We start from the raw sequence: 19,234 nt of genomic DNA, 5'->3' as shown, positions 1-19,234 counted from the left end.
TCGGTCACTCCTGGTCTAGGGCCTGCCTCAGGGTCGTGAGGAAGACCCGCAGGTCGTCCGGCCCGGCCCCGTCGAGCACCCGGCGCATGACCGCGGCGCCGACCACCACGCCGTCGGCGTGCCGGCGGGCCTCGCGGGCCTGCTCCGGGGTGGAAATGCCAAATCCTAGCAAGATCGGCCGGTCGGTGACGCGCCTGATCCGCTCGGTGAGCTGCGCCGCCGACGCGGCGAGGGCGGCCCGCTCGCCGGTGGTGCCCATCAGCGACACCGCGTAGACGAAGCCGCGGCTGCGGTCCGAGATCTCCGCCAGCCTCGGCTGCGGCGTCGCCGGGGACGCCAGCAGGGCCGGCTCGATCCCGGCGGCCGCGGCCACGTCCGTCAGCTCGTCCGCCTCGTGCACCGGCAGGTCGGGCACGATCAGGCCGTCGACGCCGGCCCGGCGCAGCGCGGCGCAGAACGCCGCGGGGCCGTCGTGCAGCACCAGGTTGTAGTAGGTGCTGGCGACCAGCGGCACGCCCAGGTCCGGCAGCCCGGACAGGTCGGCCAGGATGCCGCGGGTGCTCGCGCCCCTGGCCAGGGCCGCCTGGCTGGCCTGCTGGATGGTGACGCCGTCCAGCGTGGGGTCGGAGAACGGCAGGCCGACCTCGATCGCGTCCGCCCCGGCGGCGGCGAACGCCCGCAGGTAGTCCGTCCAGCCGGGCGTGATCCCCCCGGTGATGTACGGCATGAGCAGGCCGCGGCCGGTGTCCCGGCGGGCGCGCAGGTGGCGTTCGACCGCGCCGGCGGCCAGGGTGGGGTTCGTCACAGCAGCTCCTTGAAGGTCGATACGTCCTTGTCGCCCCGGCCGGACAGCGTCATCAGCACCGTCGAGCCCGCGGGCAGGTCGCCGTCGCCCGCCGCGCGGATCACCCAGGCGAGGGCGTGCGCCGACTCGAGCGCCGGGACGATGCCCTCGGTGCGGGCCAGCCGTACCGCGGCGGCGAGCGCCTCCTCGTCGGTCACCGTGACGTAGCGGGCCCGGCCCAGGTCGCGCAGGTGGGCGTGCTCCGGGCCGACCCCCGGGTAGTCGAGCCCGGCGGCGACGGAGTGCGCCTCGGTGATCTGCCCGTCGCCGTCCTGCAGGAACAGCGAGCGGCAGCCGTGCAGGACGCCGAGCCGGCCGCGGGCCGCCCCGGCGCCGCCCTCCGCCTCGACGCCGACCAGGCGCGCCTGCGTGTCGGCGAACCCGGCGAACGTGCCGGCCGCGTTGGAGCCGCCACCGACGCACGCGACCACGTGGTCCGGCACCCCGGCCCGCAGCTCGGCGGCGCACTGCGCGCGGGCCTCCTCGCCGATGACCCGCTGGAACTCCCTGACCATCCACGGGTACGGATCGGGCCCGACGACCGAGCCGATGCAGTAGTGGGAGTCGCCGGTCGCGCCCACCCAGTGCCGCATGGCCTCGCTGGTGGCGTCCTTGAGCGTACGGCTGCCCGACGTCACCGGGACGACCTCGGCGCCCAGCATCCGCATCCGGAAGACGTTCAGGGCCTGCCGCTCGATGTCGCGCTCGCCCATGAACACGGTGGCCTCCAGGCCGAGCAGCGCGGCGGCGGTCGCGGTGGCCACCCCGTGCTGGCCCGCTCCCGTCTCGGCGATCAGCCTGCGCCGTCCCATCCGGGTGGCGAGCAGGGCCTGGCCCAGCACGTTGTTGATCTTGTGGGAGCCGGTGTGGGTGAGATCCTCGCGCTTGAGGTACAGCCGCACGCCCAGCGCCTGCGACAGCCGGAGTGCCGGGGTGAGCGGGGTGGGCCGCCCGGCGTGCACGGCGAGCAGCCGCGCCAGCGCGCCGCGGAACCCCGGATCCGCCCACGCCTCCCGGAACGCCTCGTCCACCTCGCGGCACGCCTCCACCAGGGACTCCGGCGCGTAGCGTCCGCCGTACTCGCCGAACCGGCCCCTCGCCAGGGGCTCGCCCATGGTCCCGTCCAGCTGGACCGGCTCCCGCCAGGGCAGCACGTTGCGCATGCCATGCTCCAATCGTTCTATAACTCTTAAGAGAGTTCTATAACAGTGAGTGTGGCACGGGCGCGCTGGAAGTGCCACCGGGACATTTGGTCTGCATTGCAAACCTTGTGCCGGGACCCTAGACTCCAAGAAAGGTCTGCACTGCAAACTGGAAGGATCCGATGGTCAGCTCGTACGAACTCGATCGCCTCGATCGCATCCGCAGGTCCACCGCCGAGCACGCCCGCCGCCGGGGGCTCTACCTGGCCGCCTTCGGCCTCTTCCTCGGCTCCCTCGCGTTCGGCGGCCTCCGGGAGAACCCTGTCGTCCCCGTCCTGCTCCTCGCCGTCCTGCTCACCGCCGTGGCCGGCTACTACCGAGCGGCCTTCGGCACGGTCGTTCCGCGGCGCGACCGATTTCAGGCCTGGCTCGTCCCCGTGCTGCTGGTGGGCGTGCTCGTGGTGGTCACCGCCGCCAACGTCACCGGGACGGCCGGGCACCTCACCGGCGGGCTGCTCTTCGCCGTCCTGCTCGTGCTGATGGGCGGGCCGCCCTGGCCCGGACGCGTGCACTACCCGATCTCAGCCGCGGCGCTCATGGCCCTCACCCTGGCCCCGCTCGGCGTGCTCACCCCATCAGGAGAGCACCCCTTCGCCTCCGCCGGGCCGCTCTGGCAGCTCCTGGTCGTCGGCGCGCTGCTCGTCGTCAACGGACTGCTCGACCACCGCACGCTGGTGCGCTCGCTCCCACGACCGGCAGGCGGGGAGGGATGAGGTGGGCACCCCCTTCGAGGGCATGACGGAGATCGACCGGCTGGTGCACGACCCCTCCCGGCTGGCGATCACCAGCGCGCTGTCGGCCTGCGAGAGCGCCGACTTCCTCTTCCTCCAGCGGGTCACCGGCCTGTCCAAGGGCAACCTGTCCAGCCATCTGGCCAAGCTGGAGAAGGGCGGCATCGTCAAGATCGACAAGACCGCCGAGCGCCGTCCCCGCACCGTCGTCAGCCTCACCGAGCCCGGCCGCGCCACCGTCGCCGAGCACTGGGACCGGCTGATCCGCCTGCACGAGGCCGCCCGCACCTGGGTCCCGACCGAGCCCTGACGGCGCGGCTCATCCCCGGCGCCGCAGGGAGAGGGCCTGGCGCCAGTGCGCGGCCGCCTGGCCCATGTCGTGGCCGAGGAGCTCGAAGAACTGGCTGGTGATGCGGAGGCGGTCGCCGGTGGGCGTGTCGGTGCCGAAGAGCTCGGCGCCGCGCCGGGTGGTGTCGGCCCAGTTCGCCATCGACCTCGCGCTGGCCGTCCAGGTGTGGTACCAGACGTCGGCGTCGACGTAGTACCGCATCCGGCGCGCCTCGCGCTCCCCGGCGACCATGCGCCTGCCCGCCAGCCACCTGATCGCGTTGGAGATCGTCGCCGGGCTGACCTGGAGCCGCTGGGCCAGCTCCGCGGCGGTCAGGCTGCCGCTCTCGCTGATGATCAGCGCGGCGAACACCCTGGCCGTCATGGGCGACATCCCGGTCTCGACCATCATGGCGGCGAACTGCTCCTCGAACTCCCCGGCCGTGCGGGCGTCGCGGCTCCCGGCGGGGTGCGGGACGGCCGGGGGCGGGGTGCGCCTGCGGCGGCGGGCGCGCCAGTTCGTCGCGTGCTGGGCACGCGCCGGCCGGTAGCCGTGCGGGCCGCCGTTCCTGGCGATCTCGCGGGTCACCGTGGACCGGGAACGGCCCAGCCGTCGGGCGATCTCCGCGTACGTCAGGCCCGCGGCCAGCCCCTCGGCGATCCGGCGGCGGTCCTCGGCGGTCAGCCGGCTTCCCGGCATGGGGTCCTCCTCAGGTGAACCCGGCGAGCACTGTTGCACTCAGCTACAAGCTCATTGCACCAATCTAGGGGCTTCTACCTGCGTATACGAGTTCTGCGAGTTGTCTCGTCGCGGAAGACGACCCTAGCGTCGGCCCTGACCGAAGAGGAGATCATCATGCAGAAGGTCGTTCTCGTCACGGGTGCCTCCGCCGGCATCGGCAAGGCCACCGCACTCGAGCTCATCCGCGCCGGCCACATCGTCTACGGCGCCGCCCGCCGCGTGCCCAGGATGGCCGGCCTCCGCGACGCGGGCGGCCACGTCCTGGAGCTGGACGCGCGCCGCCCGGAAGACCTGGAACGGGTCATCGCCACCGTGGTCGGGGAGCAGGGCCGCCTCGACGTCCTGGTCAACAACGCCGGCACCGTCCTGCACGGCGCGGCCGAGGACATCCCGCTCGACCTGGCACGCGACCAGTTCGAGGTCAACGTCTTCGCGCCCGCCCGGCTGATCCAGCTCGCCCTGCCGCACATGCGCGAGCGGGGATCCGGCACGATCGTCAACGTCTCCTCCGTCGGTGGCGAGATCGCGCTGCCGCTCGGCTGCTGGTACTACGCCGGCAAGCACGCCCTGGAGGCCTACTCCGACTCGCTGCGCATGGAGGTCGAGCCGTTCGGCATCGACGTCGTGATCATCCAGCCGGGCATCATCAGGACCGAGTTCGAGGACCGTACGGCACAGGAGCTGCGGGAGATCTCCGGCGGCACCGCGTACGGGGCGATGGCAGAAGCCATGGCCGTGCGGGCCGAGGCGCAGCTCGGCGAGGACACCCAGGGCAGCGCCCCGGGCGTCGTCGCCGCCACCATCCGCGAGGCCGTCGAGGCCGACAGGCCCGAGACGCGTTACGCGGTCGGCTGGCTGGCCGACAAGCTGCTGGAGCTCAACAGGACGCTGCCGGACCGCGAGTTCGACAAGCTCGCCACGAGCGCCATGCAGTAGGTCCGGCCGCCGTGAGATGGGGGAGGCTCACCTGGCGGCTGGGGACACGTCCGGAAGCGGAGGGACGGGCGGAGTCCGCGACCTGGTGGCGGTCTGGGCGAGGAGCGCGCCGGACAGCACGATCATCCCGCCCGCGATCTGGAACCCGCCGAGCGTCTCCCCGACCAGCCCCCACGCCACCACGGCCCCGCCGATGACCCCCAGCGACGCCACGGTGACGCCGACGGCGGCCGACAGCCGCCGCACGGCGCTGACCCCGAGGATGTACGCGACCACGGTCGCGACCACCACCATCCACAGGTACGCCACCGCCACGGGCAGCTCCAGGCCGTCCGCGGAAGGCGTGACGGACACCGTGAACGCCTCCCACGGCAGGTCCCAGGGCCGCGCGAACGGCGTCAGCACCACGACGGCCCCCGCCATGCCCCAGGCGATGAGCCCGAGGGGGTCCAGATCGTCGTCGAAGCTATCGTTCATCAGGAAATATCCGGCGGAGCAGGCCGCGGCCAGCAACCCCAGTGCCAGGCCCAGCACGTCCAGCCGGATCTCCTGCCACACCTCGGCGACCATCCCGAGCCCGGCGACCGCGACGACCGCGTACAGCCCGACGAACGGCACCCTGGAGCGGCGGATCCGCAACGCCCCCGGCCTGACCACCGCCAGCACCGCCACCAGCAGCAGCCCGGCGCCCGCCATCCGCGCCCACACCGCCTCGATCGGCGTCAGCCCGGCGGCGTCGAGGTACTTGGCCATCGGCCCGGAGAACGCGAAGCACGACGAGGCCCCGAACGCGAGCGCGAGCCCCGCGTACCTCATCCCCACCCTCCTGCCTGCGCTGTCACGACCGGTCAGCAGGACAGTCACACGCCCGGCCTCCCGCGCGCAACGGAATTGTCGCGCGGGGGCTCAACCGGCCGCGGCCTCGGCGTAGCGGCGGGCCAGCCGGGCGAAGGCGTCCCTGAGCTCGGGCGGCCCGACCACCTCGATGCCGGCGTCGAACCGGCCGATGGTGGCGGCCAGCCCCGTCCACGACCACGAGCCCAGGACGAGCCGGCAGCGGCCGGGCCCCAGCTCCTCCACGACCCCGTCGCGGACGTAGGGCGACACCTCCGAGGCGGGCAGCGCGAGGATCACCTCGCCACGGCAGGGCCAGCCGCCGGAGTCGCCCGAACTGTCGGAGCCGAGGAAGCGGCCGGCCACGAAGGCGGCCACCGTGCCTCCCGGCAGCTCGCGCGGGTCGAAGCGGGGCCCGGCCGGGGTGCGTGGCGCGATGCGGTCGGCGCGGAAGGTACGCCAGTCCTCACGTTCGAGGTCCCAGGCCACGAGGTACCAGCGCCCGCCCCAGGTGACGAGGTGATGGGGCTCGACCCGGCGCGGCGGGCCCTCCTGCGAGCCGTAGCCGAAGCGCAGCACCTCGCGGGCGTGCACGGCGGCGCTGAGCGCCACGAGCACGTCGCCGCCCACCTGCGGTTCCGGCTGGGGCGCGGGCCGCTCGACGGCGGTGACCCGCAGGGTGTCGATGCGGTGGCGCAGCCGGGCGGGCATGACCTGGCGGACGGTGCTCAGCGCGCGGGCCGCGGCCTCCTCGATGCCGGCGCCGCTGGTGGCGGCCACCTGCAGCGCGATGGCCAGGGCGACGGCCTGCTCGTCGTCGAACAGCAACGGCGGCAGCTCCGAGCCGGCGTCCAGCCGGTATCCGCCCTCCGGCCCCTTGAAGGCCACGATGGGGTAGCCGAGCTCGCGCAGCCGGTCGACGTCGCGGCGCACGGTGCGCGGGCTGACGTCCAGCCGGTCGGCCAGCAGGGCTCCCGGCCAGTCGCGGCGCGTCTGGAGCAACGAGAGCAGCGCCAGCAGCCGGGCTGAGGTCTTCGGCATGTTTCCATTGTGCCCGGGAGTAGAGGCCACATCCTGTCCGCTACCCCTGCGACTGTGGTGCTCGAAACGACATGACAGGAGCCACAGATGTCCGTTAAGTCCACTACTCATCTGAACTTCAGGGGCGACGCCCGCGCCGCGCTGGAGTTCTACCAGTCCGTGTTCGGCGGGCACGTCGCCGCCGTCACCTACAAGGACGCGGGGAACGTGCAGGACCCCGCCGACGCCGACCAGGTGATGTGGGGCCAGGTGCTCGCCGAGAACGGCTTCCACGTGATGGCCTACGACGTGCCCTCGGGAACGCCGTGGGACCGGGGCGAGAACGCGTTCTTCCTGTCGGTCCGCGGCGAGACCCCGGAGGAGATCGCCGCGTACTGGGAGAAGCTCTCCGACGGAGCCACCATCGCCCAGCCCCTGGGCCCCGCGCAGTGGGCCCCGCTCTACGGCATGCTCACCGACCGCTTCGGGGTCATCTGGGTCCTGGACGTCGTGAGCGACCACAGCGCGTGAGCCCCGGGCGTGGTGCGGGCGGGCCCCGCACCACGCTCCTCCTGCCGAAGGGAACGACCAGACATGAGAACGCGCCCCCTGGGCCGGACCGGGATCCAGGTGAGCCCCTACTGCCTGGGCACGATGATGTTCGGCCGGGTCGGCAACCCCGACCACGACGACTGCGTCCGGATCATCCACCGGGCCCTCGACGCCGGCATCAACGTCATCGACACCGCCGACGTCTACTCCTCCAGCGAGACCGAGGAGATCGTCGGCAAGGCGCTCAAGGGCCGCCGCGACGACGTGGTCCTCGCGACCAAGGTCAACGGCCCGATGGGGGAGGACCCCAACCGCGCCGGCAACTCCAGGCGCTGGATCGTCACCGAGGTCGAGCACTCGCTGCGCCGCCTCGGGACCGACCACCTCGACCTCTACCAGATCCACCACCCCGACCCGCGGACCGACATCGAGGAGACGCTCTCCGCGCTGACCGACCTGATGGCCGCCGGCAAGGTGCGCGCCATCGGCACCTCCAACTTCCCCGCCTCGGACCTCGTCGAGGCCCAGTGGGTGGCCGAACGCCGCGGCCTGGCGCGCTTCCGCACCGAGCAGCCGCCGTACTCGCTGCTCAACCGCGGCATCGAGCGCGAGGTCCTGCCCGTCTGCGAGCGTTTCGGGCTGGGCACGCTCGTGTGGGGCCCGCTCGGCATGGGCCTGCTCGGCGGCCGCTACCGCAAGGGAGCCACGGCCGAGGCCCCCGAGCGGCGGATGGCCTGGGTGCCCAGGCACATGACGGACCAGCGCACGCTCGACACCGTCGAACGGCTCGCCCTGCTGGCCGGGGAGGCCGGAATCCCGCTGGCGCACCTGGCGATGGCGTTCACGGTGGCCCACCCGGGTGTCAGCGCGGCGATCATCGGGCCGCGTACGATGGCGCAGCTGGAGGACCTGCTGGCCGGTGCCGGCACCGTGCTCGGCGACGACCTGCTCGACGCGATCGACGAGATCGTGCCCCCGGGATGCGACATCGGGCCGCTCGACGTCTCCTACGACCCGCCGGCCGTCACCCGGGCGGCGCTGCGCAGGCGGCCGTCCGGCGAGCGCGCGGCGGCGTGAGACAGCGTGAGACAGCGTGAGACAGCGTGAGACGATGACCGTTCTCAGCACCCGGGCGCTGAACCGCGCGACGCTCGCCCGGCAACTGCTGCTCGACCGCGCGGACCTGCCGGTGGCCGGCGCGGTGGCGCACCTGTGCGGCCTGCAGGCGCAGGAGCCGCAGGAGCCGTTCGCCGGGCTCTGGTCGCGGCTGCGCGCGTTCCAGCCGGCGGCGCTGTCGGAGCTGCTGGCCCGGCGGGGGGTGGTGCGCACGCACCTGATGCGGCGCACCGTGCACCTGCTCACCGCCGCCGACACGCTCGCCTGGCGGGCCCGCCACGACGCCATGCTGCGCCGGCGCGTGCTCGGCACGTACCGGCGCGAGCTGGCCGGGGTGGACCTCGACGAGCTCGCGGCGACGGGCCGGGCGGTGATGGCCGACGGCGAGCCGCGCTCGATGAGCGAGCTCGCGCGGGCGGTGGCCGCGCGCTGGCCGGAGCCGGGGCCGCGGGCGCTGGGCGAGATGCTGGTCGCCGCGCTCGTCCCGATGGCGCAGCTGCCGCCGCGCGGGCTGTGGCGGGTCAGGGCGGGGGTGCGCAACCTCCCGCTCGCCTCCTGGCTGGGGCGGGAGATCGACCCGCCGGCCACGGACGGCTCCGACCCGGTGGGGCAGGAGCTGGTACGGCGCTACCTGGCCGCGTTCGGCCCGGCCGCCACGGCCGACCTGCGTGCCTGGTGCGGCCTGGCCGGGCTGCCCGCCGCGGTGTCCGCAGTCCGCGAGGAGCTGGTCGAGTTCCGGGACGAGCGCGGCCGGGTGCTGCTCGACCTTCCCGGCGCGCCGCGCCCCGACCCCGGCGTCCCCGCCCCGGTACGGTTCCTGCCGGCGTTCGACAACGCGGTGCTCGGCTACCACGACCGGAGCCGGATCATCGACGACGCCCACCGCGGCCTGTCGGTCACCGGCGCCCGCGTGGTCCTGGTGGACGGCCGGGTCGGCGCGACCTGGACGGTCGAGGACGGTGCCGTGACCGTCGCCCCGCTGCGTCCTCTGTCCCGCGCCGACCGGGAGGCGGTGGCCGAGGAGGGGCGGGCGCTGGCGTCGTTCCTGTCCGACGGCGACAGCGACCGCGTGCGGCTTGACCCTCACGTGGCGGGAGGCGGCACAGTGAGGGCATGACCTCGCTAGAGCACACCGTCGGTGCCATCGCCGAGCTGACCGGGATCTCGGTGCGCACCCTCCACCACTACGACGAGATCGGCCTCCTGGAGCCCGGCGAGCGCAGCCCCGCCGGCTACCGGCTCTACTCCGGCGACGACCTGCGCCGGTTGCAGCGCATCCTGTTCTACCGGGAGCTCGACTTCGATCTCGACACCATCGGCGCGATCCTGGCCGATCCCGCCCGGACCGACGCCGACCGGCTCCGTGAGCAGCGCGAGCTGCTCACGGCGCGGATCGACCGGCAGCAGGCCATGGTCGCCTCGATCGACAAGGAGCTCGACGCGCGCAGGCTCGGCCTCACCCTCACCCCGCAGGAGCGGCTGGAGATCTTCGGCAGCACCCGCCTGGAGGACAACGCGGCCCGCGCGGAGGCCCAGTGGGGCGGCTCGGAGCTGTGGGACCAGCGCCGGCGGCGGGTGGCCGCATACTCCGCGCAGGACTGGGCGCGCATCCGCGACGAGCAGGCCGACATCCACCGGCGGCTGCTCGACGCCATGGCCGCCGGCGTGCCCGCCGACGACCCCGCGGTCATGGACCTGGCCGAGGAGCACCGGCTGCACATGCACCGGCGCTTCCACGACTGCGACCACGAGGTCCACCGCACCCTCGCCAAAGCCTTCCTCGCCAACCAGCGGATCGGGCGCAACTACGACGACATGGCGCCCGGCCTGTCCCGCTACGTCCACGACGCCATCATGGCCAACGCCGACCGCGGCGACGGGGCACGGAGCCAGAGCCGAGGTTAAACGCCGAGGTCAGCCGGGTAGGGCTGGGCATGTTCGCGGCGTTTACGGGGGCGCCGGGCGCGGGGGGCCGTCGGGGGGCACGATGCGAGCGTTCGTGATGAAGGAGATCGGCCGGGTCGGGTTCATGGACAAACCCGTCCCGCGGCCGGGCCCGCTCGACGCCGTCGTCAGGACCACCGCCGCGCTCATCTGCACCTCCGACTCCCACACCGTCAAGGGCGGCATCGGGCCGCGGGAGAACCTCACGCTCGGCCACGAGGGTGTCGGCGTGGTGCACGAGGTGGGCGAGCAGGTGCGGGACTTCCGCCCGGGCGACCGGGTCGTGGTGGGCGCCATCACGCCCGACTGGGGCGACCTCGCCTCGCAGAACGGTCACCCGTCGCAGTCCGGCGGCCCGCTCGGCGGGTTCAAGTTCGCCAACTCCAAGGACGGGGTGTTCGCCGAGTACTTCCACGTGAACGAGGCCGACGCGAACCTGGCGAAGATCCCCGACGGCGTCCCCGACGAGATGGCCGTCTACTGCGCCGACATGCTCTCGACCGGCTTCATGGGCGCGGAGAACGGCAACATCCCGATCGGCGGCACCGTGGCCGTGCTCGCCCAGGGCCCGGTGGGACTCATGGCGACCGCGGGCGCCAAGCTGCGCGGCGCCGGCCTGGTCATCGGCGTCGAATCGGTGCCCAGCAGGCAGCGGCTCGCCCGCGAGTACGGCGCCGACGAGATCGTCGACTTCACCACCGAGGACGTCGTGGAGCGCGTTCACGAGCTGACCGGGCAGCAGGGCGTGGACACCGCCATCGAAGCCCTCGGCGCCGACGCCACCTTCCAGACCGCCATCAAGATCACCAGGCCGGGTGGCACGGTGTCCAACACCGGCTACTACGGGGAAGGCGAGTTCGTACGCATCCCCCGGATCGAGTGGGGCGTCGGCATGGCCGACAAGACGATCACGACGGGCCTGTGCCCCGGCGGCCGGCTGCGCATGGAGCGGCTGCTGCGCGTCCTTCAGGGCGAGCGGCTGGATCCCACGCCCATGACCACCCACACGTTCCCCTTCGAGGAGATGGAGCGCGCCTTCGAGGTCTCGGACAAGAAGATCGAGGACATGGTGAAGGTGCTGGTCACCTTCCCGTGACAGTGACGGAGAACGCCAGGCATGCTCGATCTCGATCCGCCCTTCCGCCCGGTCCGCCGGCAGGCGGGCTACCTGCCGCTGGAGGACCTGGGTCTCATCGGCGACGGCACGACGGCGGCGCTGGTCGGCCTCGACGGCTCGATCCCGTGGCTGTGCCTGCCCCGCTTCGACAGCGATCCGTTGCTGTGCGGCCTGCTGGACCATGAGCGCGGCGGCCACTTCACGCTGACCGTGGACGACCTGCGCGAGGCCAGGCAGTACTACGAGCCGGACACCGCGGTGCTGGTCACCGAGCTGCGCGGCCCGACCGGCGTGGTCCGGATCACCGACGCGCTGGCCCTGCGCCCCGGCGCCGTCCTCAGCGACGACGCGGGCGGTGGCCGCCGCGAGCTGGTCCGGTCCGCGGCCGTCCTGGCCGGGACCGTGCGCCTGCGGGCCGAGCTGGAGCCGCGCGGCGGCGGGCAGGCCCGCGTCCTGTCCAGCGGCCTGGAGGTGGGCGCCTCCCGGCGGCCCGACCTGCGGCTGCACCTGCGTGCCAACCGCCCGCTGGGCGGCCTGCGCAGCGAGCACGAGCTCCGGGAGGGCGAGCGGCTCGACCTGGTGCTGTCCTGGGGGCGCGTGCACCGCCACCACCGGTTCGACCCCGAGGCGATGTTGCGGCAGACCGCCGAGGCCTGGCGGCGCTGGATGCGCCAGTGCAGCTACAGCGGTCCGGAGGAAGCGCTGGTCCGGCGCTCGGTGATCACGCTGAAACTCTGCGACGACTGGGGCAACGGCTCGCTGGTCGCGGCGCCCACGTCCTCGCTGCCGGCGCCGATCGGCGGGGTGCGCAACTGGGACTACCGCTACACCTGGATCCGCGACGCCGCCTACGCGGTGTTCGCGCTGCGCCGGGTCGGCTTCGAGGAGGAGGCCGACGCGTTCCTCGGCTGGGTCCTCGACGCCTTCGAGCAGAGCCGCCATCCGCGCATCATGTACACGCTGGACGGCAGCCTCGTGCCGGAGGAGGTCCAGGACCCAGACCTGGAGGGCTACCGGGGCTCGGCTCCGGTGCGATGGGGCAACGGCGCCGCCGACCAGCGCCAGCACGACGTCTACGGCGAGGTGCTGGACTGCGCCGACCAGTGGCTGCTGCCCGGCCGCGAGCTCCAGCCACCCCTGTGGTCCGGCCTGTCGGAGCTGGCCGAGTCCGCCGTGTACGCCTGGCAGCAGCCCGACCAGGGCATCTGGGAGGTACGCAGCGAAGGCCGGGTGTTCACCTACTCGGCCGGGATGTGCCAGGTGGCCCTGGACCGGGCGGCGGCGATCGGCGAGCGGCTGCACCTGTCCGGGCCGGTCGCCACGTGGCGGGCCGCCGCGGAGAAGCTGCGCCGGCTCATCCTGGACCAGTCCTGGGACGAGGGCGCGGGCTGCCTGAGCGAGCACCTCGACGGCGGCGGGTCCCTGGACGCCAGCCTGCTCGCCCTGCCGCTGCGCAAGGTGGTCCCGGCCGATCATCCGCGCATGGCGGCCACCATCGCCGCCATCGCCGAGCGCCTGTCGGCCGGTGACGGCCTGCTCTACCGCTACCTGCACGACCACTCACCCGACGGGCTGCCCGGCGACGAGGGCGCGTTCGTGCTGTGCAGCTTCTGGCTGGTCGACAACCTGATCCTGCTGGGACACCTGGATCGGGCCGAGGACCTGTACACGTCGCTGTGCGCCCGGGCCAGCCCGCTCGGCCTGCTGCCCGAACAGATCGACCCCGCCACGGGCGCCTTCATGGGCAACTTCCCGCAGGCCTTCAGCCACATCGGGATCATCGCCAGCGGCGTCAACCTGGCACGAGCGAGAGCGGGGAGCACACCATGACCTACCCGGCACGATCGGGAGCGGGGGCCACCGCATGATCGACCGGCTCGTCGTCCTCGGCGCCACCGGCGACCTCAACGCCCGCTACCTGCTGCCGGCCCTGGCCGCCCTGCGCGCGGCCGGTCACCTCGGCGACGGCTTCGAGCTGACCTGCGCCGACCGGCAGGACTGGACCGAGGAGGAGTTCCGCCACTGGGCCTGCGCCCAGCTCGACCGGCACGCCCCCGAGGAGTGGCACGAGGTCAAGAAGGCGATCGCCGGCGCCGCCCGGTACCGGCAGGCGGACGCCACCAGCGCCGCCGACCTCGCCCCGCTCGTCGCGGGCGACGGGCCTGTCGCCGTCTACCTCGCCCTGCCGCCGGCGATCTTCCCCGGCACCATCGCGGCCCTGGGCGCCGCGAGCCTGCCGCCGGGCAGCCGGATCGTGCTGGAGAAGCCGTTCGGGGAGGACCTGAACAGCGCGGTGGAGCTGAACCGGCTGCTGGCGGAGGTCGTGCCCGAGCAGGCGGTGTTCCGCGTGGATCACTTCCTGGCCATGACGACCGTCCAGAACGTGCTGGGCAGCCGGCTGGCCAACCGGGTCCTGGAGCCGCTCTGGAACAGCGCGCACATCGCCGAGGTGGAGATCGTCTGGAACGAGACCCTCACCCTGGAGGGCAGGGCGGGCTACTACGACGGTGCCGGGGCGCTCAAGGACATGGTGCAGAACCACCTGCTCCAGGTGCTCTGCCTGGTCGCCATGGAGCCGCCGCTCAGCCTCGGCGAGCGCGACCTGCGCGACCGGAAGATCGACGTGCTGCGCTCGGTGCGGCCGCTCACCGACGACGACGTCGTACGCCGTACCCGCCGCGCCCGCTACCTGGCGGGCCGCATCGGCGACCGTGACGTGCCCGCCTACGCCGAGGAGGAAGGCGTGGACCCGGGACGCCGCACCGAGACGTACGCCGAGGTGGAGCTGGAGCTGGAGAGCTGGCGCTGGTCCGGCACGACCTTCCGGCTCTCCAGCGGCAAGGCGCTCGGCGACGACCGCAAGGAGGTCGCGGTGCGCTTCCGTCCCGTGCCCCACCTGCCCTTCGGGCACAGCGGCCGGGCCGAGCCGAACGTGCTGCGGTTCGGGCTCGAACCGGAGACCATGACGCTGGCCCTGACCGGCATCGGCTCGGGCACGCGTACCCTGGCTCCGCTCACGCTGAGCGCCCGCATGGACGAGTCCGGCCTGCCCGCCTACGGCCGGCTGCTGCTCGACATCCTGGAGGGGAACGCCGCCCTGTCGATCAGGGGCGACGAGGCCGAGGAGGCGTGGCGGGTGCTCGAACCTGTCATGTCGGCCTGGTCCAGGGATCTCGTGCCGCTCGACGAGTACCCGGCCGGTTCGCACGCCCGCGCCTGACACCCCGCACCCGGGCCCGACTATGCTCTACAGGTAGTAGTACTACTAGCTGTAGGGGACTGGTATGCGCGTGCTCATCGTGGGAGCCGGCATCGCGGGGGTGGCGGCGGCCAGGGGGTTCCTCGCCGCCGGGCACGAGGTGACCGTGCTGGAGCGGTCGCCGGCCTTACGCGAGACCGGATGTGCGATCTTGATCTGGCACAACGGCACGACCGTGCTGGACGATCTCGGCGTCCGGATGGACGGGGCCGGGCAGCGCCTGGAGGCCATCGAGGTCCGCAGCTCCCGGGGCCGCCGGGTGATGGTCATGGACCTCGAACGGCTGGCGGCCCACTTCGGCGCCCCGGCCGTCTCGCTGCCCCGCCGGGTGTTGCTCGACCGGCTCGCCGAAGGGCTGCCGGAGGACATCTTCCGCTTCGGCGCCCGCTTCGCGAAGGCGCACGACGACGGCCGGTCGGTACGCGTCGAGACCGAGGACGGCACCCAGTACACCGGTGACCTGCTCATCGGGGCCGACGGCGTGAACTCCCAGGTCCGTACGGCCCTGTTCGGCCCCCAGCCCGCGCGCCCGACCGGCACGGCCACCTGGCAGGGCCTGATCAAGGCCCCCTTCGACCCCGGCACCCGCGCCCAGATCTTCCTCGGCCCCCACGGCGACTTCGGGCTGAACCCCTCCGGCGACGGCACGGTGCAGTGGCTCATCGACTTCCGCCTGCGCCCCGGCGACGTCCACGAGCCCAGGCACGTCGCGCTCGCCGCACTCAGGCAGCGGTATGGCTCGTGGGGCTCGCCCGTCCCCGAACTGCTGGAGGCGCTGACGGAGGAGGACCTCGGACTCTTCCCGCACCGCCGGCACCGTGCCCCGCTCCGGTGGGGGCGCGGGCGGAGCGTGCTGATCGGTGACGCGGTGCACGCCATGCCGCCCATGCTGGCGCAGGGGGCCGGGCAGGGGCTCGAGGACGTCTCGGCGCTGCTGCGCGCCCTGGCCGCCGCGGGCCGCCGGGATCCGGCCGCTGCCTTGACCGCTGCCTTGGCCGCGTACGAGCGGAGCCGCCGCCGGTCGGCGACGCTGGCCTCGGCGCTGGCCACCCAGGCGGTCGCGACCGGCGGGCCGCGCGCGTTCCTCACCCAGAACGAGTGGGCGCTGCGCGGCGCCGTCGCCATGCCCGGCGGCCTGGGCACCTGGATGCTGCGCCGGCTCATCCGCGGGGTGAGCGCCCGGCTGTGAACGCCCAGGTGGCGAGCGCGCCGAGCGCGAGCGCGGCGCCGAGCGCGGTGGGACCGGCCCAGCCGGCGGCCTCGAACAGGGCCGTGGTCGCGGCCGCTCCCAGGGCGGACCCCAGGGAGTAGAAGACCATGTACGCGCCGATGACGGTGCTGGTGCGGCCGGGGTAGGCGCTGGTGAGCGCGTGCTGGTTGCTCACGTGCACGGCCTGCACGGCGAAGTCGAGCAGGACCACGCCGAGGACCAGCGGCGTCAGCGACCACGGGAGCTGCCCGATCGCGGCCCAGGAGCCGAGCAGCAGCGCGAGCGCGATGCCGGTGACCCGGCGCGCGTGCCCGGCGTCACCCCAGCGCCCCGACCTCGCGGCGCCGAGCGCTCCGGCGAGCCCGGCGACGCCGAAGAGCCCGATCTGCGCCTCGCTGAGGTGCCACGGCGCACCACCCAGCGGCAGCGCCAGCCCGCTCCACAGGGTGCCGAACGAGGCGAACAGGAAGAACGCGATCAGCCCGCGGCCGAGGAACAGCGGCCGGCCGAACAGGCTGCCGAAGGACCGGAGCGCCTGACCGTACCGTGCCGCGTCGCGGCGGACGTCCGCGGGCAGCAGGGCCAGGGCGAGCAGCGCGAGCCCGGCGGCCAGGACCGCCAGGGCCAGGTAGACGCTCCGCCATCCCCACAGGCCGGCGAGGACTCCCGCGACGACGCGCGAGCCGAGAATGCCGATCACCACCCCCGACGTCACGATGCCGAGGTTGCGCCCGCGCTCGGCGGCCGGCGAGATCGACGCCGTGAACGCGACGGCGCTCTGCACCACCACCGCGAACCCGCCCGCCACGGCCAGCCCGCAGAACGCCGCCCAGGCGGCCGGGGCCGCCGCGGTGACCGCCGCCCCCACGGCCACCAGGACGAGGTGCGCCGCGATCAGGCGCCTGCGGTCCAGCACGTCGCCCAGCGGCACCAGCAGCGCCAGCCCCGCCAGGTAACCGAGCTGGCCGGCGGCCACGAACCCGCCGAGCGAGCCGGCCGGAACGCCCAGGTCGCGGCCCATCGCAGCGAGCACCGGCTGCCCGGCGTAGACGCTCGCCACCGCCACCCCGCACACCACCGCCAGCAGCAGCCTCGTCCTCCAGCTCACCGGCACACCTCCCAATTGGTTTCATTTTGCAACTGATCGGAGGCTAGGCCAGAATGGTTTCATTACGCAACTCATTGGAGGAGTGATGGCACGCGACGACGCCGGGGCGCAGACTTCAACGTGGACGGACCCGGGCTGCCCGGTCGCCCGCACGGCCGACCTGGTCGGCGACCGGTGGAGCCTGCTCGTCATCCGCGACGCGATGGACGGCGCCCGCTCGTTCACCGACTTCCAGCAGCGCACCGGCATCGCCCGCAACATCCTCGCCGACCGGCTCCGCAAGCTCACCGCCCACGGCCTGCTCACCCAGGTCGACGCCCCCACGGGCAGGCGCAGGCTGTACGCGCTCACCGAGGCGGGCAAGGACCTCTTCCCGGTGATCGTCACGCTGCGGCAGTGGGGCGAACGCCACGCCTTCGAGGCCGGCGAGCCGCACTCGGTCCTCGTGGACGGCGACGGCGTCCGCGTGCCCGACCTGCTGCCGGTGGCGGCGAACGGCTCGCCGCTGACCAGCGACACCACCTCGGTCCGGCGGGACGCCTGAGGGGCGCGTTCACCGGATGGCGGCGGCGACCTCGCCGGGATGGGTGAGCTGCGGATAGTGCCCGGCCCCCGCGATCGTGGTCACCGGCCGGTCCACCGCCACGCTCAGCGGATCGGCCGACCCCGTGACGATCTCCACGGGCACGCTCACCCGGGCCAGCAGCCGCCGTGCCTCGTCTCGGGCGGCGTGCGCGGCCCGCAGCGCCGCCACCACCCGGCGGGCCTGACCCGGGCGCGCCAGGTCGGCCGCGGCGGCGGTGACGGCCGGCCCTTCCGGCACGCCGAGCGTGCCGGCCAGGCGGGAGGCGGACATCCGCCGCAGCAGCAGCGCCGCCGGTGGCGTACGCGTGAGCCACGGTGACGGAGGCTGCAGGAACGCCGGGGCGACCAGCACCAGCCGCGAGACGCGATCCGGGTGCGCCGCCGCGTAACGCAGCGCCGGGACGCAGGCCAGCGAGTGCGCCACCAGCACGGGCCGCGTCCCGGCCAGGAGCTCGGCGAGCCAGTCCGCGACCGGCCCCCGGGCCGGGCCAGACCTGCCCAGCCCGGGAAGATCGGCCGCCAGCACGGGCCCGTCGAGCCGGTCGGCGACCTCCTCCCACGAGCGGGAGTCCAGCGGCAGCCCGTGCAGCAGCACGTGGCCCGGCCGTTCGCGCTCGCCGCTGATCCAGGTCGCGGTGCCCGCCACCTGCTGGTAGCCGTACGGGCCGCGCGGCGTCCCGGTGGCGCCGAAGCGGGCCGCCACCAGATCGTCGGCCCAGGCCCTGAGCGCCGCCCCGGTCGGCGGCATGCGCAGCCCCGCCCGCCCGGCGAAGGCCTCGGCGGACGCGGTGTCGTACCGGTCGACGGACAGGAACGACAACGTCTCGGGATCGGCCCCGGTCAGGGCGCGGGGGAGGAGCCGCAGCAACCCGACCGGGATCGTCCGCCGGGGCGCCCGCACCCCCATGTGCCCGGCGAGCAGCCCGATGAGCTCCGGCAGGACCGGCGTGCGGTCATCCAGCACCCAGTACGCGCCCTCCTCGTGCTCGGGCAGCCTGGCCAGGAAGGCCGCGAGATACCCGGCGTCCACCACGGGCACGAACACCTCCCGCCCTCCCGGCACGGCCGGCAGCCGCCCGTGCCACAGGTCGGACACCAGGGACGCCAGCCCGACGAACTGGCCGGAGCCGAGCACGGTGGCGGGGTTGGCGATGCTCAGCGGGACACCCCGCTCGCGGGCGCGCACCCGCACGGCCGCGTCCGCCTCCACCTTGGACGCCTCGTACGAGCCCAGCCGCCGGTAGTCGGGCGGCCCCTCCACGCCGCTCACCCGGTAACCGCTGACGTGCACCACGCGGCGGAGCTCGGACCGGGTGGCGGCCCAGTCGAGCACGTGCAGCGCTCCGGTGACGTTCGTGGCGCGCGCCTCCTCCGCCGTGAGGCCGAACGCGTACCGGCCTGCGCAGTTGTAGACGTCGCGGACCGCCGCCAGCTCGTCCGGGGGCAGGCCGAGGCCGGGGCGGGTGATGTCGGCCCGGACGATGGCCAGCCCGTCCACGGGCACGTTCCGGCCGGTCAGCCAGGCGGTGAGAGCGTCGCCACCGCCCCGGGCCGCCGCGGCGACGGTGTGACCGCGGCTCAGGAGCTCCGCGACCAGGAAGCGCCCGATGAGGCCGGACGCGCCGAAGACGAGTGAGTCGGGTTGCATGAGTCTCCTCTATAGACCGATCTACATATTTTTCAGGCATGCGGAGACCGCGCCCCCGC

Annotated in this window: 19 protein-coding genes; 12 read left to right on the top strand and 7 right to left on the bottom strand. The window is 73.8% G+C overall.

What is annotated here, in order from left to right:
* Positions 1 to 4 precede the first annotated feature (4 nt).
* Entirely contained in the window at positions 5 to 805 is an 801-nt protein-coding gene (gene trpA / locus HD593_RS28130) for a tryptophan synthase subunit alpha (RefSeq protein WP_312903770.1), read from the bottom strand.
* Positions 802 to 2,007 carry a tryptophan synthase subunit beta gene (trpB, locus tag HD593_RS28125; protein WP_221525000.1) on the bottom strand — a complete coding sequence of 402 codons (1,206 nt, stop codon included), beginning with the start codon at positions 2,005 to 2,007 and terminating at the stop codon, positions 802 to 804. Before trpB ends, trpA begins: the two co-directional genes overlap by 4 nt.
* A gap of 161 nt (positions 2,008 to 2,168) precedes the next feature.
* Between trpB and HD593_RS28120 the strand changes: the two genes are divergently transcribed.
* Both HD593_RS28120 and HD593_RS28115 read left to right on the top strand, forming a co-directional pair.
* Positions 2,169 to 2,759, top strand: coding sequence for a hypothetical protein (locus HD593_RS28120; RefSeq protein ID WP_185105056.1), 591 nt, complete (start codon positions 2,169 to 2,171; stop codon positions 2,757 to 2,759).
* Between the two features lies 1 nt (position 2,760).
* Positions 2,761 to 3,087: a transcriptional regulator gene (locus HD593_RS28115; protein ID WP_185105055.1), complete on the top strand. Its 327-nt coding sequence runs from the start codon at positions 2,761 to 2,763 to the stop codon at positions 3,085 to 3,087.
* Positions 3,088 to 3,096: 9 nt separating this feature from the next.
* On the opposite strand, the gene HD593_RS28110 is transcribed toward HD593_RS28115, so the two are convergent.
* Entirely contained in the window at positions 3,097 to 3,804 is a 708-nt protein-coding gene (locus tag HD593_RS28110) for a GbsR/MarR family transcriptional regulator (protein ID WP_185105054.1), read from the bottom strand.
* A gap of 156 nt (positions 3,805 to 3,960) precedes the next feature.
* On the opposite strand from HD593_RS28110, the gene HD593_RS28105 reads away from it, so the two are divergent.
* Positions 3,961 to 4,782: an oxidoreductase gene (locus HD593_RS28105; RefSeq protein ID WP_185105053.1), complete on the top strand. Its 822-nt coding sequence runs from the start codon at positions 3,961 to 3,963 to the stop codon at positions 4,780 to 4,782.
* A 27-nt stretch (positions 4,783 to 4,809) separates the two neighbouring features.
* Here HD593_RS28105 and HD593_RS28100 read toward each other — a convergent pair whose 3' ends face one another.
* Both HD593_RS28100 and HD593_RS28095 read right to left on the bottom strand, forming a co-directional pair.
* Positions 4,810 to 5,598, bottom strand: a complete 789-nt coding sequence (locus HD593_RS28100) for an EamA family transporter (RefSeq protein ID WP_185105052.1) — start codon at positions 5,596 to 5,598, stop codon at positions 4,810 to 4,812.
* 90 nt (positions 5,599 to 5,688) lie between these two features.
* A complete protein-coding gene (locus tag HD593_RS28095; RefSeq protein ID WP_185105051.1) occupies positions 5,689 to 6,657 on the bottom strand; it encodes a helix-turn-helix transcriptional regulator in 969 nt (322 codons plus the stop codon).
* An 87-nt stretch (positions 6,658 to 6,744) separates the two neighbouring features.
* On the opposite strand from HD593_RS28095, the gene HD593_RS28090 reads away from it, so the two are divergent.
* The 8 genes from HD593_RS28090 (at position 6,745) to HD593_RS28055 (ending at position 15,813) form a co-directional block, all read left to right on the top strand.
* Positions 6,745 to 7,167 carry a VOC family protein gene (locus HD593_RS28090; RefSeq protein ID WP_185105050.1) on the top strand — a complete coding sequence of 141 codons (423 nt, stop codon included), beginning with the start codon at positions 6,745 to 6,747 and terminating at the stop codon, positions 7,165 to 7,167.
* Between the two features lie 63 nt (positions 7,168 to 7,230).
* Entirely contained in the window at positions 7,231 to 8,265 is a 1,035-nt protein-coding gene (locus tag HD593_RS28085) for an aldo/keto reductase (RefSeq protein WP_185105049.1), read from the top strand.
* A gap of 34 nt (positions 8,266 to 8,299) precedes the next feature.
* The gene (locus HD593_RS28080) at positions 8,300 to 9,421 is read left to right on the top strand and encodes a winged helix DNA-binding domain-containing protein (RefSeq protein ID WP_185105048.1); all 1,122 of its coding nucleotides are present in this window, start codon (positions 8,300 to 8,302) and stop codon (positions 9,419 to 9,421) included.
* On the top strand, positions 9,418 to 10,209 hold the full coding sequence (locus HD593_RS28075) for a MerR family transcriptional regulator (RefSeq protein WP_185105047.1): 792 nt from the start codon (positions 9,418 to 9,420) through the stop codon (positions 10,207 to 10,209). Before HD593_RS28080 ends, HD593_RS28075 begins: the two co-directional genes overlap by 4 nt.
* An 82-nt stretch (positions 10,210 to 10,291) precedes the next feature.
* Entirely contained in the window at positions 10,292 to 11,344 is a 1,053-nt protein-coding gene (locus HD593_RS28070; protein ID WP_185105046.1) for an NAD(P)-dependent alcohol dehydrogenase, read from the top strand.
* Positions 11,345 to 11,365: 21 nt separating this feature from the next.
* Positions 11,366 to 13,195 carry a glycoside hydrolase family 15 protein gene (locus HD593_RS28065; protein WP_185105045.1) on the top strand — a complete coding sequence of 610 codons (1,830 nt, stop codon included), beginning with the start codon at positions 11,366 to 11,368 and terminating at the stop codon, positions 13,193 to 13,195.
* Positions 13,196 to 13,229: 34 nt separating this feature from the next.
* Entirely contained in the window at positions 13,230 to 14,585 is a 1,356-nt protein-coding gene (locus HD593_RS28060; protein WP_185105044.1) for a glucose-6-phosphate dehydrogenase, read from the top strand.
* A 64-nt stretch (positions 14,586 to 14,649) separates the two neighbouring features.
* A complete protein-coding gene (locus HD593_RS28055; protein ID WP_185105043.1) occupies positions 14,650 to 15,813 on the top strand; it encodes an FAD-dependent monooxygenase in 1,164 nt (387 codons plus the stop codon).
* Here the strand turns inward: HD593_RS28055 and HD593_RS28050 are convergent.
* On the bottom strand, positions 15,785 to 16,942 hold the full coding sequence (locus tag HD593_RS28050) for an MFS transporter (protein WP_185105042.1): 1,158 nt from the start codon (positions 16,940 to 16,942) through the stop codon (positions 15,785 to 15,787). The genes HD593_RS28055 and HD593_RS28050 overlap by 29 nt on opposite strands.
* An 85-nt stretch (positions 16,943 to 17,027) precedes the next feature.
* On the opposite strand from HD593_RS28050, the gene HD593_RS28045 reads away from it, so the two are divergent.
* On the top strand, positions 17,028 to 17,486 hold the full coding sequence (locus tag HD593_RS28045; RefSeq protein WP_185105041.1) for a winged helix-turn-helix transcriptional regulator: 459 nt from the start codon (positions 17,028 to 17,030) through the stop codon (positions 17,484 to 17,486).
* A 9-nt stretch (positions 17,487 to 17,495) separates the two neighbouring features.
* Here HD593_RS28045 and HD593_RS28040 read toward each other — a convergent pair whose 3' ends face one another.
* Complete coding sequence (locus HD593_RS28040; RefSeq protein WP_185105040.1) at positions 17,496 to 19,175, bottom strand: alpha/beta fold hydrolase; 1,680 nt, start codon at positions 19,173 to 19,175, stop codon at positions 17,496 to 17,498.
* Between the last annotated feature and the right edge of the window lie 59 nt (positions 19,176 to 19,234).

Source organism: Nonomuraea rubra (assembly GCF_014207985.1).
GTDB lineage: Bacteria > Actinomycetota > Actinomycetes > Streptosporangiales > Streptosporangiaceae > Nonomuraea > Nonomuraea rubra.
Note: the sequence above shows the minus strand (reverse complement) of the source record. Positions and strands in the feature narration are given on the sequence as shown.